This window comes from Pyrococcus kukulkanii (assembly GCF_041647995.1).
In the GTDB taxonomy this organism is placed as follows: domain Archaea; phylum Methanobacteriota_B; class Thermococci; order Thermococcales; family Thermococcaceae; genus Pyrococcus.
This window is the reverse complement of the sequence record NZ_JARRIB010000002.1, coordinates 115,714-132,221: the sequence shown is the minus strand read 5'-3', so window position 1 is coordinate 132,221 and position 16,508 is coordinate 115,714. Positions and strand designations below refer to the sequence as shown.

Below are 16,508 nucleotides of genomic sequence, written 5' to 3'. Positions count from 1 at the left end.
CAAGCTTTTCGGGTGATCAAAACTCTAAGAAAGGAAAATTATCTGACAAAAACACCAAGCGGAAAGCTGATAGTTCTAGAGAGGAAGGGGTTAATATTCAGGTGGCGAAGGATAAGGAGGTAATACTGGACTCCCTAAGCCCAATAACTATCAAGCTCGTTCCGGATTATGACATGAAGGATTTAGTTCTGTTTTCTGGGAATTCTGTCCTATGGTTGCTTGGTAAAATAATCAACCCTGCAGGTGGAATCCTCTATGCAAGTGAAAACTTCAAAGAGCTCGTGAAGTAATCAGGGATTTGACGATGTTTTGAGACCATCGTTTCCACAATTAAAGGTGAGAGGAATGAAGAGGCTTGAGCTTTCCGATGACATATTCATCAAGGTTTATGATTTGAGGAGCTATAACAACGAGGTTATTAGAGAGTCGATAAATGCAATGTTCAAGATTACCAAGGAGTTGAGGGAAAAAGTGGAGCGAAGAACTTTGATTTAAACCAAACCCCGACCACAGGAGGAGAACCACTTTAGTTGCAGGAATGACTAGTGTGGGCTGTTTAATAGATAGCAACTAGCGAAACATTTAAATACTTTCCACACATAACCACGATTAGAGGAGAAATAATGAGGCTTTATAGGACTGGTGAGGTTGCTAAGAGGCTTGGAGTTTCAACAATGACAGTGCGGCGTTGGATTAAAGCAGGAAAAATAAAAGCATACCAAATTGGGAGAGAGTTCAGGATTCCAGAAAGCGAAGTTCTGAGACTCCTTGAGGGAAAACTTCCTGACAAAGTTGTTATTTACGCCAGAGTTTCGAGCAGAGACCAGAAAGAGGACTTGGAGAGACAGGTTGAATATCTTAAAAACTACTGCTCCTCCAAGGGTTATCAAGTTGTGAAAATTCTTACCGACATTTCCTCCGGCTTGAATGAGAACAGAAAAGGCCTGAAGAATCTTTTTAAACTCGTGGAAAGTGGAGAAATAACAAAAGTGGTAATAACATACAGGGACAGGCTCACCCGGTTCGGCTTTAAATACCTAGAACAGTACTTCAACTCCCACGGCGTTGAAATTGAAGTCATTTTTGATGATGAAGAGAAAACGCCAGAAAAGGAACTCGTTAAGGACTTGTTAGCCATTGTAACTTCATTTGCTGGAAAGCTTTATGGAATGCGTTCTCACAAGAAAAAACGCCTTATCGAGGCGGTAAAGAATGCCCTCAGAGACGATTAAACTCACTGCAAAATTCAAGCTTAAGAAAACTCCCAAAGGGTTAGATGACCTTTTCTCCGCTTATCGAGAAATCGTAAACTTTCTAATCACTTACGCTTTCGAGAACAACATAACCAGCTTCTACAGGCTCAAAAAGGGAACCTACAAAAGCCTACGTGAAAGATATCCAGAACTACCAAGCCACTACATTTACACGGCTTGTCAAATGGCTTCATCAATTTACAAGAGCTACAGGAAGAGAAAGCGGAAGGGAAAAGCTAAGGGAAAGCCTGTTTTCAAAAAAGAAGTCATAATGCTCGACGACCACTTGTTCAGGCTTGACTTGGAAAAAGGAGTAATAAAACTCTCCACTCCAAATGGGCGACTTAACTTGGAGTTCTATCCCGCAAAGTATCACGAGAAGTTCAAGGGTTGGAAGGTTGGACAAGCTTGGTTAGTCAGAACGCCTAAGGGAGTTTTTATTAACGTGGTCTTTTCAAAAGAGGTTAAAGTCAGAGAGCCCAAAGCATTTGTTGGCGTGGATTTGAACGAGAACAACGTTACTCTAAGCCTTCCAAATGGCAACTTCGTTCAAATCATCACTCACGAGCGGGAGATTAGGACTGGCTACTTCGTGAAGAGGAGAAGAATACAGCAGAAAATCAGGGCTGGAAAGAGACGAAAAGAACTCCTCGAAAAATACGGCGAAAGAGAAAGGAACAGGCTGAACGACCTCTATCATAAGCTGGCAAACAAAATAGTGGAATTGGCTGAAAAATACGGTGGCATTGCTCTTGAGGATTTGACTGAGATTAGGGAGTCAATAAGGTATTCTGCCGTAATGAATGGCAGGCTTCACAGGTGGAGTTTTCGCAAACTCCAGTCAATCATTGAGTATAAGGCTAAACTGAAGGGTGTTATGGTCGTTTTCGTTAATCCCGCTCATACTTCTTCCCTGTGCCCGGTATGTGGGGGGAAGTTAAGCCCGAATGGGCACAGGGTCTTGAAATGTAAGTGTGGTTTTGAAGCCGACAGGGACGTTGTTGGGAGTTGGAATATCCGCTTGAGGGCCCTGAAGATGTGGGGAGTCCCCGTTCCCCCCGAAAGCCCTCCAATGAAGACGGGAGGAGGGAAGGTTATCCGCTACGATAGTTTCACATGTTTTAAAAGTAGCGGATAACCAGAACGGAATCTTTGGGATATGAGCTCATCCCTTTTAATTCCTTGAAGTTCTTCAAATCCCATACCAACCATCCATCTTCTCGTAGCTTCTCCTTTCCCTTTATCTCCTTGGCAACTAGACCGTAAAACCTCTCCCATTCCTCCCCTTCAATAAGTTCGCTCTTTCTCCTTAGGTCTCTTAATATTCCCCTCGCTTCCTTTTTATTCAAGTCCTTCCACTTAACTTCAACCAGCAGAGCTTTTCTTTCACGCTCGTTTATCGCCACTATATCGATTTCTTCTCCCTTATGCCACCACCTTCCAATCCTCGTAAACTTAAAGGGGAGCTCTCCCATTAAGTTAAGTCTAACCAAGAATTGTTTAGCTATTTTCTCGAACACCTGACCTAAATAGTCGTTGAATTCGGCTTTTATTTCTTCAACGACATCTAATCCCATCTCAATTTCACTTTTTAACGGATAAACAAAGCGGAACCAGAAGGCAAAGAGATTGTCGTTGATTTTGTAGAGGGTTCTCCCCTTCCCAATAACAGGCTTTTCTTCAGTTATGTAGCCCATTTCGTTCAGCACGTTTAGGTATTTTGCGAGGGATTTAGCGTCTATCTTAGCTTTATCCGCAATCTGACCAAACCTTGTATAGCCCATGGCTATTGCCCTGAGGATTGAGAAGTACCTAGAAACATCCCTCAGTTCCTGCTTGAGAAGGTACTTTGGCTCATCGTAGTACTTAGCTCCCTTTGAGAGCAATAACTCCCTAAGATTGTCCCAAAAGCTGAGTTTTGGGTTGTAGTCAGCTAAATATTGTGGAACCCCGCCAAAGACTGAGTATATATGCACCGCGGTTTCAACATCAACCCTGTGAAATTTCCAGGCATCGAAGAAATCCATCTCATCAACCTTCCAGATTCCCGTTCTCCTCCCGTATATGGGGGATTTTGCCGAAAGGATTCCCTCCATGAATGAAATTAGGGAACCGCAGAGGATTAGCATAATCTTTGTCTTCGAGAGATGTAGATCCCAGTACTTCTGGAGAACGCTGAGAAAATCCTTCTGCGATTTCGCTATGTATTGAATCTCATCTATCACCACAACAAGCCGCTTAGAGCTTTTTCCAGCGAGATACGTGAAGAATGCTCCCCAGCTTCTCAGAGGATTTTCCCTGAGGAGTGAATCGTCAAAGTACTCCGCGAGCCTCTCGGAGAAGTCTTCCAAAACCGTTTCACTTTCTTCTGCCAACAGATAAACTCCGCCAACCTCAGATAAAAACTTTTGTAGGAGGTACGTTTTCCCAATTCTCCTCCTGCCGTAGATAATTATAAGCTCGGGCTTTTGGGAACTCCATCTCCTCCTGAGGAACTCAAGTTCCTCCTCCCTATCAACGAACCTACTCATGAGTATCATACTCTAGAGTAGGAATAGTTGCTTATAAGTTTTTGCACGTGATTCATGTAGGGCCCAGTTAGATCAATACATTGGGATCATGTGTCCGACAAACTCATTAGTGCTTAAATTCTCCACATATATAGGAAGGAGCACGGAATAGTCCATCTTGACAGCTTCAGCATGGGCGAGAGTATGCAATATCTCAGTGAGGGCTTCGCAGAAGTTGGAATGAGCGTCCAGAAGAAATAGAAGAGGCCATTGAAGTCCTTGATGGTATCGTTGGATGGCTCAGAGAGTATGGTTGGCTACGCTATCGCGGAAGAACGCATGGTGTCGCAATAGATGAGGTGTTCCAAAAAAGCAAGGTACTCACCTAGATGCCTCAGAATAGCAATGGCAATTTCAGAAGGCTACAATACACGGTCATCAATAAAGACATGTTTATGGTACAACTTTAAGAAACTTAACTCGTTTAAAATCCTCATCGAAGGTTGCTATAGTCTTTATTCCATAGTGCCTGCAAGTTATTGCAATTAATGCGTCATTGGGTAGGAGTTTGTACTTTTTCATGACTTCCCTCCATTCACTGACCTCTTGATAGTCAGGCAAGATCGTAATACCTCTCTCATCAAATAACTCAAATATAATTTTTAAATCCTCCTTAAAGGGTTCGTAACCCTTTTCGGAGATAAACTTTCTTAAATCAAAAGAGCTCTTTATCCCTACCTCTTTTCAGCGAGCTTCCTAATAACAACATAAACAAGTTCATCTAGAACGGTAAATGATGTAACAAGTTCATAAGGCATCTCAATAATCCCTTTTGCTCTTGGACTGAGTTCGGTTTCAAAAAGAAAATTGTAAAACATGTTCGTATCAACAAATATCACATCTGGACCTCTTCTTCTAGTTCTTTTAATTCTTTTGCAGAAGCTTTTCCGAATATCCCATAATACTTGGATACATCTAATTCAATTTTTATTTTGACTTTTTGGCCATCTTTTAGATTTACTTTCTTTAAGGGCTTAAAGACGCCACCTTCATAGACAGCCTCAACAATGATTGGCATTCTTCCCACCACATATATCCTTCTGACCTCCTCCCCGCCGTGAACGGCGAGGGTTCCAACGGGTTAACCCCTCGCCATTGAGGGGGAGGTTTGCGGGCTCACCACCATGAGGTTCAGCCCGCGGGCCCGGCCTGAAATTACCCCTACCGCAGAGCGGTTCGGGGTTATCGCTTTAGGAGCCACATCACAGGGTTTTAACCGCCCAAGGGCGGTTTTTTGAAAGGACGCCTTACGGCGTCATCCCTCCCAACGGGGAGGGACACGAGTGAAACCCCCTCATCTCATCGGCTTTGGTGGCCTCTTCGAGGCCCTATTACGTTATTGTTTAAAAAGGGTTTTCGGTCTAAAAGAGCTGAACCCTCAATCCCTGCATCCCCGCCCTAAAGGGCGAGGCTTTCAAAAGAAAAAAGGTAAGATCTTAATTTAAATTTCTCGATTACCACTCCAGCTTCCATGGGGGAGAGAATTTTTCTCGTTAACTAAAGGCCTCCACCACTCATTTTTAAGATACCACCTCACTATCTTTTTTATCCCCCTCTTCAAGGCTGTACTTAGCCCTCAACTTGAGTTTCCTCCTAGAATCAAGTGAATAGCGCAAGTATGACCCTTAACAAACTCTCTCAAAGAATTATCTGCATGGGAATTCTTAGGATTGTCTTAACAACTTCAAGACCCATTTTCCTTCATCGGTGGATGCTCTACCGTTTCCGCTACCTGTTGTAGTGCAACAGGTGTGGTTGGCCTCGCACTCCCCAGACGGGAGGTCATAGGCCTTAAGGCCGAACGGAAACGGTCCATCTGGAAAGATTATACTAAAACCTCAAAAACTTACGACCACAAAAACAACAAAAACAAACAAAAAGATACCAACCAGAGAACAGCCTTCACCACAGCTTCTATTGGTATGGGAACCTTTAATCTCATGTAGGCATTAATTTTTGGGAAACTGACAGGGCTGTAGTTGTTGGTACACCTACTTATTGAAGCATTCTAAGTTCTGACTCTCTCTTCGCCCCTGAAGGGCGAGGAGGTCAGGTTAGCGTCGACGACAATTTTCATATTCCATCCCTCTCTGCAATCTCCTTCTTAATTTTTCTTGCAAGTTCCATAACATCTTCGTCCGTGAGTTCTGAATTCTCCAAGAGCCTGTCCAAAAGTTCAAGCTTCCTAGCATATTCTCACATTGCTCGCCTAACGATTTCACTCCACTTGATCTCTCTGTGCTTTTTATTATCCTGTACAGATCATCAGGAACTGAAATTGTATGTTTGGCATCTCAATAACCACATTATGTGAATATACAGAATTTAAATTTTTAGCAAGAAGCGTTGGGAAGGGAGAGTACCTTTAAAGGGGCATCTTAATTCAGAAATAACTCTATGGAGTTCTGGGAGGTTCCCCCTTTAATTTTAATGCCCTAGATTTAAGTGTTTAAGTCTATAAATACTTATCAAGTAGGTTTCAGGAAAATTCGAGAATTCATAGAACAAATCTCTCCTCCAAGAATTCTATCACATCTGCCACTCCAAATTCAACCACGACCTTTCTTGGAGATATGCATGAAACCTATCTACATCCTCCAAGCCCCATACCTACCATCCATTCTCCCGCAGTTCCTTCTTTCCCTTTACTAAGCCGTAAAACTTCTCCCAACCCTCAAGCCTAAGAAGCTCACCCCTCTCCTCTAAATCTTTCAGGATTTTCTTGGCCTCCCTTTCACTTAAATCCTTCCACTTCACTTCAACGAGCAAGGCCTTCCTCTCCCCTCGTTCAATGCAACGATGTCAACCTCCTCGCTCTTGTACCACCACCTTCCGATCTTCGTAAACCTAAACGGTAGTTTTTGGCCTTGTTCAGCTCAACAAGGAACTCCTTCGCTGTCTCCTCAAAGCGGAGCGAGAAGACCCTTTGAAGGGCATCTTTAACGTCCTCCATTGAAATGGTGCCAACCTCAATGGAGTTCTTGTTCGGATATACTATCGAGAACCACGTCAAGAGCATAGGATCGGCTATCTTGTAGAGGCCCTCTCCGCCTTCCTGCCCACGGGGAGCTCCCTCTCCACAAAGCCAAGCCTCATGAGGTTCTCAAGGTAGAGGTAGATTTTTCTGCTCTCAACACCTATGTAGTTGACTATCTCCGAGGGCCGTCTTTTTCCCATGGCCATGGCGAGCAGGAGGGAAATCTTGCGAGGAGAAGGTCTGAGAGAAAATAATCAAGTGTGTCCCTCTATGGAAGTTCTTAATTAGCATAGGCACAAGAACCTAATGCACATTTCTGTGCAATCCTCATCATTAAAGGCCTTTAAAGGAGAAAAATCCGCCATTCTCTCCCCAAAGCTTTGCTTGTAAACCTTTGGTTTCCAATTTTCGGGTTCAAAAACGCTTTTTTACCTCAATAGATCAGCTATGTTTACCCCGTGTATAATTGTAGACAATTATGCTTACCCCAGGAGGTGAGAATTGTGAGGTACGTTAAGCTGCCCAAAGAGAACGTCTACACATTCCTCGAAAGGCTTAAGGATTGGGGTAAGCTCTATGCCCCAGTCAAGATCTCAGATAAGTTCTACGACTTCAGAGAGATAGACGACGTGAGGAAAGTTGAGTTCCACTACACAAGGACGATAATGCCCCCAAAGAAGTTCTTCTTCAAGCCCAGGGAAAAGCTGTTCACGTTCGACCTCGAGAAGGTGGAGTACAATGAAGTCATTGAGGATGTGGAACCCTTCGTCCTCTTCGGAGTTCACGCCTGCGATATCTACGGTCTGAAGATCCTCGACACGGTGTACTTAGACGAGTTGCCCGACAAGTACTACAAGGTTCGCAGGGAGAAGGGAATAATTATTGGAATAAGCTGTATGCCCGATGAGTACTGCTTCTGCAACCTCAGGGAAACTGACTTCGCCGATGATGGCTTCGATCTCTTCCTCCACGAGTTACCAGATGGTTGGCTCGTCAGGGTGGGAACGCCAACGGGCCACAGGATAGTTGACAAGAACATAAAGCTGTTCGAGAAGGTTACGGACAAGGACATCTGCGCATTTAGGGAGTTTGAGAAGAAGAGACATCAGGCATTTAGGTACCACGAGGACTGGGGTAACCTTCGCTACCTCTTGGAGCTTGAGATGGAGCACCCAATGTGGGAGGAAGAAGCTGATAAGTGCTTAGCTTGCGGAATATGTACTCTAACGTGCCCAACCTGCCGTTGCTACGATGTTCAGGACATAGTGAACCTTGATGGTGTAACTGGCTATAGGGAAAGGAGATGGGATTCTTGCCAGTTCAGGAGCCACGGCTTAGTTGCCGGAGGTCACAACTTCAGGCCGACCAAGAAGTCAAGGTTCCTGAACAGGTACCTATGTAAGAACTCGTACAACGAGAAGCTCGGTTTAAGCTTCTGCGTGGGCTGTGGAAGGTGTACCGCGTTCTGTCTGGCTGGAATTAACTTCGTGGAAAACCTTAGGAGAATCCTTGGATTTGAGGAGAATAAGTGCCCCCCAACCGTTAGTGAAGAGATACCGAAGAGAGGTTTCGCTTACTCCTCCAATGTAAGGGGTGATGGGGTATGACCCTCCCAAAGGAGATTATGATGCCAAACGACAATCCTTACGCTTTGCACAAGGTTAAGATTCTCAAGGTTTACGACCTGACTGAGAAAGAAAAGCTGTTCCTCTTCAGGTTTGAAGATCCAAAGTTAGCCGAAACCTGGACCTTCAAGCCGGGACAGTTCGTTCAGCTCACGATCCCTGGGGTGGGAGAGGTTCCAATAAGCATATGCTCATCCCCAATGAGGAAGGGATTCTTTGAGCTGTGCATAAGGAGGGCCGGAAGGGTCACCACTGTAGTTCACAAGCTCAAGCCGGGAGATACAGTCCTGGTTAGAGGCCCCTACGGCAACGGGTTCCCAGTGGATGAGTGGGAAGGCATGGATCTCCTTTTAATTGCCGCCGGATTGGGGACAGCACCACTTAGGAGCGTGTTCCTCTATGCCATGGACAACAGGTGGAAGTACGGGAACATAACCTTCATTAACACCGCACGTTACGGTAAAGATTTACTATTCTACAAGGAGCTCGAGGCAATGAAAGATCTGGCTGAAGCTGAGAACGTCAAGATAATCCAGAGCGTTACGAGGGATCCAGACTGGCCAGGATTGCATGGAAGGCCCCAGCAGTTCATTGTTGAGGCCAACACCAATCCGAAGAAGACCGCGGTGGCCATCTGTGGTCCGCCGAGGATGTACAAAGCCGTATTTGAGGCCCTAATCAACTACGGCTACAGGCCGGAGAACATCTACGTTACATTAGAGAGGAGGATGAAGTGTGGAATTGGAAAGTGCGGCCACTGCGTCGTTGGGACGAGCACGAGCTGGAAGTACATCTGCAAGGATGGGCCGGTGTTCAACTACTTTGACATAGTCTCAACCCCAGGATTGCTCGACTGAGGTGGTGCAGATGGAGAGGAAGAAGCTCAGAATAGGATTTTACGCTTTAACCTCATGCTACGGCTGTCAGCTCCAGCTGGCAATGATGGATGAACTGCTCAAGCTACTCCCCAACGCCGAGATAGTGTGCTGGTTCATGCTCGACAGGGAGAGCGTTGAGGATGAGCCCGTCGATATAGCTTTCATCGAGGGTAGCGTTTCCACGGAGGAGGAAGTTGAGCTGGTGAAGAGGATCAGGGAGAACGCGAAGATTGTGGTTGCGGTAGGAGCCTGTGCAGTCCAGGGAGGAGTTCAGAGCTGGAGCGATAAGCCCCTTGAGGAACTCTGGAAGACAGTTTACGGTGACGGAAAGGTGAAGTTCCAGCCCAAGAAAGCTGAGCCGGTCTCGAAGTACATCAAGGTAGATTATAACATCTATGGTTGCCCGCCAGAGAAGAGGGACTTCCTCTACGCCCTCGGAACCTTCCTAGTTGGCTCGTGGCCCGAGGACATCGATTATCCAGTCTGCCTTGAGTGCAGGCTTAAGGGTAACCCCTGTGTCCTCTTGGAGAAGGGGGAGCCATGCCTTGGACCTGTAACTAGGGCGGGATGTAACGCGAGATGTCCAAGCTTTGGAATAGCTTGCATAGGATGCAGGGGGGCTATAGGTTACGACGTTGCATGGTTCGACTCTCTAGCTAGGGTGTTCAAGGAGAAGGGCCTCACGAAGGAGGAGATAATCGAGAGGATGAAGATGTTTAATGGACACGACGAGAGGATAGAGAAGATGGTTGAGAAGATATTTGCAGGTGGTGAAGAATGACGATGAAGAACCTCTACCTCCCGATCACGGTTGATCACATTGCGAGGGTTGAGGGTAAGGGTGGAGTTGAGATACTCATAGGGGATGAGGGAGTTAAGGAGGTAAAGCTAAACATCATCGAGGGCCCGAGGTTCTTCGAGGCAATAACCCTCGGCAAGAAGCTTGAAGAAGCTCTGGCAATTTACCCCAGGATATGCTCCTTCTGCTCTGCTGCCCACAAGCTGACTGCTGTTGAAGCTGCTGAGAAGGCAGTTGGCTTCACACCGAGGGATGAGATTCAGAAGCTGAGGGAAGTCCTCTACATAGGGGACATGATAGAGAGCCACGCCCTCCACCTGTACCTGCTGGTTCTTCCAGACTACCTTGGCTATTCAAGCCCCCTCAAGATGGTCGATGAGTACAAGAAGGAGCTTGAAACAGCTCTAAAGCTGAAGAACGTTGGCTCGTGGATAATGGACGTCCTTGGGGCTAGAGCAATACATCAGGAGAACGTTGTGCTTGGAGGGTTTGGAAAGCTTCCTGGGAAGGAAACGCTGGAGAAGATGAAGGAAGAATTGAAGTCAATCCTTCCATTGGCTGAATATACCTTCGAGCTTTTCGCGAAGCTCGAGCAGTACAGCGAGGTCGAGGGGCCGATAACCCACTTGGCGGTTAAGCCCAGGGACGAAGTTTACGGAATCTATGGAGACTACATAAAGGCGAGCGATGGGGAGGAGTTCCCAAGTGAAAAGTACAAGGAGTTCATAAAGGAGTTCGTCGTTGAGCATAGCTTCGCAAAGCACTCACACTACAAGGGCAAGCCCTTCATGGTTGGTGCAATCTCGAGAGTTGTTAACAACTCAGATCTTCTCTACGGAAAGGCCAGGGATCTCTACGATACCCATAAGGATCTACTAAGAGAGACAAATCCATTCGCGAACAACCTAGCCCAGGCATTGGAGCTAGTCTACTTCACCGAGAGGGCAATTGAGTTAATCGATGAGGTCTTAGCTAAGTGGCCCATAAAGGAGAGGGATGAAGTTGAGATCAAGGACGGCTTTGGAGTGTCAACAACTGAAGCCCCGCGTGGAATCCTGGTTTATGCCTTAGAAGTCAAGGATGGGAAGGTGAGTTATGCGGACATAATAACGCCCACCGCGTTTAACTTAGCTATGATGGAGGAACACGTGAGAATGATGGCGGAGAAGCACTACAATGATGATCCTGAAAAGCTAAAGTCCTTGGTTGAGATGGTGGTTAGAGCCTACGACCCCTGTATTTCCTGTTCAGTCCACGTCGTCAGGCTTTAGCAACCTTTTTATTTCTTCCCCCTTATGAAAGTTTATGACAGCCAGGGGAGACTTAATAAGAATTTTGGGAGAGATCGAGGAGAAGGCCAACGAACTCAAAATGGATGGCTTTGAGCCCGATGTTATTCTTTTCGGTAGAGAAGCCTACAACTTCTTCTCCCAGCTATTAAAGCAGGAAGCCGAGGAAGAGGGGCCGATAACAGAGGTTTCAGGGCTTAAGATAGATATTTTATCGTTCCTGGGAAGGGATGCGGTAGTTATAGACTCGAAAATGCTAGGCTTGGTTCCTGGAGCCGCGAGGAGGGTTAGGATCGTTAAGTAAGATTTTTACTCTTTTGATTTTTGAATTTAAGTCTATGGGCACGGCCAGAAGCACCCTCTGAAGAGTGAACTTTTTGTTTTCAAATGAGAAACAACTCTTTGGTGGATTGAAATGCACTTGAGGTATTATGCCCCATATTATGACAAGGTCGTTCATGAAAAGATTCTAGACTACCTAAGAAAGATAAAAAGTATTCATGGTATTGAATATGAAGAAATACCAGTAGAGTATTGGAGCCCAGATTGGTATACAAAAAAAGCAGAAATTTCTGAAGCTCATGTATATGAGTACCAATTGAAGCCATATTCCAAGCTAATTATAGCGAACTGTGATAAGCTGAGAAAAATAGGACTGAATATACATTGTGAACCAGTATCTTCTAAATTTAAAAGTAGATCAGGGAATATTTATGTAGCGGGAACCATAGCAGTTGTTGAAAACAACGTTGTGTTACTGGCACTGAAATATGAGGAAGAAATTTTCGAATTTTTGAGGGCCTTATTACGGGAGGGCTGGAATTTATTGAGTGTTCTGGAAAAAACAAAGCCAAAAACTATCGTTAAACCTAAAGAAAGGGAGAAAGAGATAAAACGATATTTAGCTGTTGCCCTTTCAAGAAAGTTTGATTATGTCCTTATCGATGTAAAGCAAAATGCTCCAAAGGGGGAAGAATGGGATCCGTTTATCCGTTTTTCACCAGATGCAGACATAATAGCGGTGGATGAAAACGAAAATCGCATAATAGGAATAGAAGTAAAGGGATATCGCTCTAACAGAGGATTTATACAAAAGGCAAACATATACGAAGCTATAGGAGAAGTCATGATGTATCTAATAAATCCTCCACAGATGACGTATAGAGGAAAACGAATAGGGGGTAGTATATTTGATGAAGTTTGGCTCTGTTATCCATATAAGGAAGATTTTAAAGATTTCAAAAAGGTAATAGAAATAACACCAATTGGCCTGTTGTCTGCTTATGAAGGAGTTATTAAAAGAGCGGAGAGAAATCCATTTGTCAATGAAAAGGCTAAAGAAATATTCCTAGAAAACCTAGATACCCTTGGAAGCTACATTCGAGGAGGGAAGAAATTTTAATTCCTGGTGCGGGGGCGGGGATTTGAACCCCGGAACCCCTACGGGACGGGACCCTGAATCCCGCGCCTTTGGCCAGGCTCGGCAACCCCCGCTCGCTATAATTTCCTTCTTCCCTAGTTTATAAAGGTTAGCCCAGGAATGCTTTTAAACCCCAGCCCCCAATATTTCACTTCTGGAGGTGTGTCGGTGAAGCCTTATCTGCACAGGTTTATGAAGGACTTTCTAACGGGAGATTCCCCCGAAGAAGTGGCCCAATTAGTTCTTTCAACTATCTCTGAATTCTCCATGGATCTCAGGAATGTGTTCCCCATGGAGGAGCATGACATCGAGGTTATTCCCGTAGACACCTGGGACAAGGCAAGGGGAGAGAAGATACTGATCCTCCCGTACAGCGAGCTGACCGAGGATGGAAAGGTGTACTTCCATACAGATGACATTAAGGATGCCATGGAAAATCCAGATCTTGAAACTATAAAGCTAATCCTCTGGGAGATGCTCCTCACCAAGACTGGATACCTTCTATACATGAACTACGAGCAGGCAAGGAACCTTGAATTCAAAAATGATCTCGTGATAATAAGCTCAATACTAAGTACTGCAACCTTGATTGCCATAGATGATATAAAAACAATCTCCGCGGTCTTAGATGCAAAGAGGGAAATAATAAAGCTCGACCTAAGGGCGGCGGAATCCCTACTGAATACGCTGGAGTTCATGAACTTCGACGCCCAGAAGATCGCGTACGAAGATGCGAGGGCCAAGATAATCAGGGCAAGTGCTCAACTTCTTGATGCCGCAGTCATGAACTGGATGGTAATCCAGAGCATTTCCATAGCCCCTTTAATCGACCCCAGGGAAGAGATAGAGAGGTTCGTGAAGGAGGGAATATTCTCCGCAGAGAACTTAAGCGAAAGGATTGGAGAGATATTCAGCGGAATATGGGCATTCTATGACATATTAAAGGTAATGGGAAAAGATAAACCGATAGAGCTAATCGAGCTCAGGGATAAAATAATGGAGTACAGGCAGAGGCTCGGCTTGGACTACCAGCCCTCAACCCAAGACTTCTCCGAAAAGCTAAGCGTTGGTTAAACATTTCTAGGCTTTGAGCTCCACTCCAGACTTTTCTTTTGGAAGCCCTTATGACGGGGGACAAGGCTTATAACTTAACTTAGAGTTCCTGCTAACATGGAACTGTTTTACAGGGTCACGCTCCACGAGATAATTGCAGACGCGCTAACGCTTGTCGAGGAGAAGGAGCTCTCATCAAAGCACGCTCTTGAGAGGATATTTAGGAAAGTCGAGGGAAAAGACCGAGAGAAGGCGAGGGGAATTACTCATGCGTACGTCTTTGAGATAGAGAAGTGGAGGGCAAAGATAGATTTCATAATAAACTCGGTTCTGAAGGGATCGAAGATTGAGGATCTTGACCTATACTTGGCGAACCTCCTTAGGATCGGAGTGTTCGAGATGAAGTTCAAAGGAGTAAATCCTGCTATAGCCACAGATTCGGTAGTTAGGGTAGTTAAGGAGAAGTTTGACCTAACAAAGGCAAAGTTCACAAATGCAATCCTTAGGGAAGTGGAGAAGTTCAACGTTGAGAGGGCCCTTAAAAAGCTGAAGGAAAAAGATAGGATGGAGTGGCTCTCGGTAAGGTTCTCCCATCCAAGGTGGTACGTTGAGTACATCGTCGATCTCCTAGGGTACGATGAGGCCATTAGACTTCTCCTGAGTAATTTAAGGCCACAGAGGTACTACGTAAGGGTTAACACGCTCAAGGCTGACGTTGACAAGGTCAAAAAGTACTTAGAGGAAAACGGTGTTAGGGTTTCTTATACTCCGGTAGATGACGTTTTCAAGGTCCTTGAGTATGAAACCCCAATAACAAGGCTGGAATGGTACAAGAAGGGCTACTTCATTATACAAGATTTAGCCTCAGCCTACGTTGCCCACGTCCTAAGTCCAGAGCCTGGAGAGAGGGTTTTGGATTTAGCTGCAGCCCCAGGAAGCAAAACCTTCCATGCAGCGGCTTTAATGGAAAACAAAGGTGAGATAGTTGCTGTTGACTATTCCTATGACAGGCTGATGAAGATGAGAGAGAGAATGAAGAGGTTAGGAGTGAAGAACGTTAAGCTCGTTCACGCCGATGGCCAAAGCTTCATTGATAAGGAGAAGTTCGATAAGGTGATACTAGATGCTCCGTGCTCTTCTTCTGGAACTTACAGGCAGTTCCCAGAGGTTAAGTGGAGGTTCGATGAGGGGAAGATAAAGAGGGTAATAAGCGTCCAGAGGAACATGCTCCTTAACGCCTATAGGAACCTCAGGGAAGGCGGAGAGATGACTTATTCCACGTGCTCAGTAAGAATTGATGAGAACGAGGAGAACGTAATGTTTGCGCTAGGTAAGGGATTCGAATTAATTGAATACGAGTATTCCTGGGGAGATAGGGGGTTCTTGGAAATTGGAGATAAGGTGTTTAGAGCGTGGACCCACAAGCATGACTGCAACAGCTTCTTTATAGCTAAGCTAGCCAAGCCTTAACGCTTTTAATTCTCTTTTAGTCTTATTGGAACCCCCACCAGGTGAAATAACACAGTCTGTATATTTCCACTTTCAATTCTCTTTTAGTCTTATTGGAACCCGCCGTGAAGCCTGCCGCTGTTAGCACTAAGTCGTACTTTCAATTCTCTTTTAGTCTTATTGGAACCGAGGGCCTTCATCACGGCTATCGGCACGCCGTGAACCTCTTTCAATTCTCTTTTAGTCTTATTGGAACGGCACCGGCGTCGAACAGCCTGTCCACGAGCTTGCCGCTTTCAATTCTCTTTTAGTCTTATTGGAACCGAAATATAGAACACCCAGAATTACTAGATCTGCACCTTTCAATTCTCTTTTAGTCTTATTGGAACCGCCCTTTTCCTGTCCACGTTCCATAAATCCACTTTCAATTCTCTTTTAGTCTTATTGGAACGAGCTTGAGAGCGTTAAGATTTACGTTGATAGAACCGCTTTCAATTCTCTTTTAGTCTTATTGGAACTTGCCTGTAACATTGACAATATGTGCCCACTGTATAACTTTCAATTCTCTTTTAGTCTTATTGGAACTGACGTGGAGTGGCCTGAAGACCTCCAAGTCAATGAGCTTTCAATTCTCTTTTAGTCTTATTGGAACCTAATTCAGTATCTGCTACATAATTACCAGGTCTATACTCCTTTCAATTCTCTTTTAGTCTTATTGGAACGAGTTACTAACTCCACGATAACAATAGAACCGGCTGCTTTCAATTCTCTTTTAGTCTTATTGGAACTGCAGCCATCCTCTGAATCTTATCCCATTGTGCAGCCTTTCAATTCTCTTTTAGTCTTATTGGAACTCCTGCCCCGGCTTCCTCCAAGTTCAAATGATGCAAACTTTCAATTCTCTTTTAGTCTTATTGGAACCTCTCTCGATCCGGTTGAGGAGGGGGTGGTTTGATGCCTTTCAATTCTCTTTTAGTCTTATTGGAACGGAGGTGAGCATGGGCTTTTACAGAGAAGCCTTATTCTTTCAATTCTCTTTTAGTCTTATTGGAACCCCTCCTTGCATCCCCAACATTCTCAACACTCCTCACCTTTCAATTCTCTTTTAGTCTTATTGGAACGGGAATACGTGAGGATACGCTCGGACAAGAGGAGACTTTCAATTCTCTTTTAGTCTTATTGGAACCCTCTCCAG

18 protein-coding genes, 1 tRNA gene, 1 pseudogene and 1 CRISPR repeat array (1 of these 21 running past the window's edge) are annotated in these 16,508 nt (G+C 44.9%); of the genes and pseudogenes, 12 read left to right on the top strand and 8 right to left on the bottom strand.

Features of this window, described 5'->3' with window-relative positions:
• The first annotated feature begins 101 nt into the window (after positions 1-101).
• The 4 genes from P8X24_RS04715 (at position 102) to P8X24_RS04700 (ending at position 2,391) form a co-directional block, all read left to right on the top strand.
• Entirely contained in the window at positions 102-290 is a 189-nt protein-coding gene (locus P8X24_RS04715; RefSeq protein ID WP_372914312.1) for a hypothetical protein, read from the top strand.
• A gap of 55 nt (positions 291-345) precedes the next feature.
• On the top strand, positions 346-495 hold the full coding sequence (locus P8X24_RS04710) for a hypothetical protein (protein ID WP_372839295.1): 150 nt from the start codon (positions 346-348) through the stop codon (positions 493-495).
• A 128-nt stretch (positions 496-623) separates the two neighbouring features.
• A complete protein-coding gene (locus P8X24_RS04705; RefSeq protein ID WP_372914310.1) occupies positions 624-1,232 on the top strand; it encodes an IS607 family transposase in 609 nt (202 codons plus the stop codon).
• Positions 1,213-2,391: an RNA-guided endonuclease InsQ/TnpB family protein gene (locus P8X24_RS04700; protein WP_372914309.1), complete on the top strand. Its 1,179-nt coding sequence runs from the start codon at positions 1,213-1,215 to the stop codon at positions 2,389-2,391. Before P8X24_RS04705 ends, P8X24_RS04700 begins: the two co-directional genes overlap by 20 nt.
• Here P8X24_RS04700 and P8X24_RS04695 read toward each other — a convergent pair.
• From P8X24_RS04695 to P8X24_RS04665, 7 genes and pseudogenes are all read right to left on the bottom strand, one after another.
• On the bottom strand, positions 2,375-3,793 hold the full coding sequence (locus P8X24_RS04695) for an ATP-binding protein (RefSeq protein WP_372914308.1): 1,419 nt from the start codon (positions 3,791-3,793) through the stop codon (positions 2,375-2,377). The two genes, P8X24_RS04700 and P8X24_RS04695, sit on opposite strands and share 17 nt — an antisense overlap.
• A 423-nt stretch (positions 3,794-4,216) precedes the next feature.
• Positions 4,217-4,393 (bottom strand): PIN domain-containing protein, encoded by a 177-nt coding sequence (locus P8X24_RS04690; RefSeq protein ID WP_372842873.1) that lies wholly within the window; start codon positions 4,391-4,393, stop codon positions 4,217-4,219.
• A gap of 104 nt (positions 4,394-4,497) precedes the next feature.
• Complete coding sequence (locus P8X24_RS04685) at positions 4,498-4,662, bottom strand: PIN domain-containing protein (protein ID WP_372914307.1); 165 nt, start codon at positions 4,660-4,662, stop codon at positions 4,498-4,500.
• Entirely contained in the window at positions 4,659-4,841 is a 183-nt protein-coding gene (locus tag P8X24_RS04680; RefSeq protein WP_372817476.1) for an antitoxin family protein, read from the bottom strand. Before P8X24_RS04680 ends, P8X24_RS04685 begins: the two co-directional genes overlap by 4 nt.
• Before the next feature lie 1,592 nt (positions 4,842-6,433).
• On the bottom strand, positions 6,434-6,592 hold the full coding sequence (locus tag P8X24_RS04675; protein ID WP_372823982.1) for a hypothetical protein: 159 nt from the start codon (positions 6,590-6,592) through the stop codon (positions 6,434-6,436).
• Positions 6,577-6,776, bottom strand: a pseudogene (locus P8X24_RS04670) (DUF234 domain-containing protein). The gene P8X24_RS04675 and the pseudogene P8X24_RS04670 overlap by 16 nt, the downstream one beginning before the upstream one ends.
• Before the next feature lie 74 nt (positions 6,777-6,850).
• On the bottom strand, positions 6,851-7,006 hold the full coding sequence (locus P8X24_RS04665) for a helix-turn-helix domain-containing protein (RefSeq protein ID WP_372914306.1): 156 nt from the start codon (positions 7,004-7,006) through the stop codon (positions 6,851-6,853).
• A 297-nt stretch (positions 7,007-7,303) separates the two neighbouring features.
• Between P8X24_RS04665 and hydB the strand changes: the two genes are divergently transcribed.
• The 6 genes from hydB (at position 7,304) to P8X24_RS04635 (ending at position 12,793) form a co-directional block, all read left to right on the top strand.
• Positions 7,304-8,407: an NADPH-dependent hydrogenase/sulfhydrogenase 1 subunit beta gene (gene hydB / locus P8X24_RS04660; protein WP_372914305.1), complete on the top strand. Its 1,104-nt coding sequence runs from the start codon at positions 7,304-7,306 to the stop codon at positions 8,405-8,407.
• Entirely contained in the window at positions 8,404-9,282 is an 879-nt protein-coding gene (hydG, locus tag P8X24_RS04655) for an NADPH-dependent hydrogenase/sulfhydrogenase 1 subunit gamma (RefSeq protein WP_372842851.1), read from the top strand. The genes hydB and hydG overlap by 4 nt, the downstream gene beginning before the upstream one ends.
• A 10-nt stretch (positions 9,283-9,292) precedes the next feature.
• Entirely contained in the window at positions 9,293-10,084 is a 792-nt protein-coding gene (gene hydD / locus P8X24_RS04650) for an NADPH-dependent hydrogenase/sulfhydrogenase 1 subunit delta (RefSeq protein ID WP_372914304.1), read from the top strand.
• Positions 10,085-10,086: 2 nt separating this feature from the next.
• Positions 10,087-11,373 carry an NADPH-dependent hydrogenase/sulfhydrogenase 1 subunit alpha gene (gene hydA, locus P8X24_RS04645; protein WP_372914585.1) on the top strand — a complete coding sequence of 429 codons (1,287 nt, stop codon included), beginning with the start codon at positions 10,087-10,089 and terminating at the stop codon, positions 11,371-11,373.
• 34 nt (positions 11,374-11,407) lie between these two features.
• Entirely contained in the window at positions 11,408-11,695 is a 288-nt protein-coding gene (locus tag P8X24_RS04640; protein ID WP_372914303.1) for a family 4A encapsulin nanocompartment shell protein, read from the top strand.
• 111 nt (positions 11,696-11,806) lie between these two features.
• Positions 11,807-12,793: a hypothetical protein gene (locus tag P8X24_RS04635; RefSeq protein ID WP_372914302.1), complete on the top strand. Its 987-nt coding sequence runs from the start codon at positions 11,807-11,809 to the stop codon at positions 12,791-12,793.
• 4 nt (positions 12,794-12,797) lie between these two features.
• On the opposite strand, the gene P8X24_RS04630 is transcribed toward P8X24_RS04635, so the two are convergent.
• A tRNA-Leu gene (locus tag P8X24_RS04630) sits at positions 12,798-12,885 on the bottom strand.
• Positions 12,886-12,979: 94 nt separating this feature from the next.
• Between P8X24_RS04630 and P8X24_RS04625 the strand changes: the two genes are divergently transcribed.
• Together P8X24_RS04625 and P8X24_RS04620 are read left to right on the top strand one after the other, a co-directional pair.
• The gene (locus P8X24_RS04625; RefSeq protein WP_372914301.1) at positions 12,980-13,885 is read left to right on the top strand and encodes a hypothetical protein; all 906 of its coding nucleotides are present in this window, start codon (positions 12,980-12,982) and stop codon (positions 13,883-13,885) included.
• A 96-nt stretch (positions 13,886-13,981) separates the two neighbouring features.
• A complete protein-coding gene (locus P8X24_RS04620) occupies positions 13,982-15,334 on the top strand; it encodes an RsmB/NOP family class I SAM-dependent RNA methyltransferase (RefSeq protein WP_372914300.1) in 1,353 nt (450 codons plus the stop codon).
• A 2-nt stretch (positions 15,335-15,336) separates the two neighbouring features.
• Positions 15,337-16,508: a CRISPR direct-repeat array (repeat unit 30 nt; unit sequence CTTTCAATTCTCTTTTAGTCTTATTGGAAC); it runs 3,604 nt beyond the window's last position.

Excerpts from the sequence above, each read along its gene's own strand:
- P8X24_RS04710 (WP_372839295.1), top strand. The coding sequence starts at position 346 with ATGAAGAGGCTTGAGCTTTCCGATGACATATTCATCAAGGTTTATGAT.
- P8X24_RS04705 (WP_372914310.1), top strand. The coding sequence starts at position 624 with ATGAGGCTTTATAGGACTGGTGAGGTTGCTAAGAGGCTTGGAGTTTCA.
- P8X24_RS04700 (WP_372914309.1), top strand. The coding sequence starts at position 1,213 with ATGCCCTCAGAGACGATTAAACTCACTGCAAAATTCAAGCTTAAGAAA.
- P8X24_RS04695 (WP_372914308.1), bottom strand. The coding sequence starts at position 3,793 with ATGATACTCATGAGTAGGTTCGTTGATAGGGAGGAGGAACTTGAGTTC.
- P8X24_RS04680 (WP_372817476.1), bottom strand. The coding sequence starts at position 4,841 with ATGCCAATCATTGTTGAGGCTGTCTATGAAGGTGGCGTCTTTAAGCCC.
- P8X24_RS04665 (WP_372914306.1), bottom strand. The coding sequence starts at position 7,006 with ATGGCCATGGGAAAAAGACGGCCCTCGGAGATAGTCAACTACATAGGT.
- hydG (WP_372842851.1), top strand. The coding sequence starts at position 8,404 with ATGACCCTCCCAAAGGAGATTATGATGCCAAACGACAATCCTTACGCT.
- hydD (WP_372914304.1), top strand. The coding sequence starts at position 9,293 with ATGGAGAGGAAGAAGCTCAGAATAGGATTTTACGCTTTAACCTCATGC.
- hydA (WP_372914585.1), top strand. The coding sequence starts at position 10,087 with ATGAAGAACCTCTACCTCCCGATCACGGTTGATCACATTGCGAGGGTT.
- P8X24_RS04640 (WP_372914303.1), top strand. The coding sequence starts at position 11,408 with ATGACAGCCAGGGGAGACTTAATAAGAATTTTGGGAGAGATCGAGGAG.
- P8X24_RS04635 (WP_372914302.1), top strand. The coding sequence starts at position 11,807 with ATGCACTTGAGGTATTATGCCCCATATTATGACAAGGTCGTTCATGAA.
- P8X24_RS04620 (WP_372914300.1), top strand. The coding sequence starts at position 13,982 with ATGGAACTGTTTTACAGGGTCACGCTCCACGAGATAATTGCAGACGCG.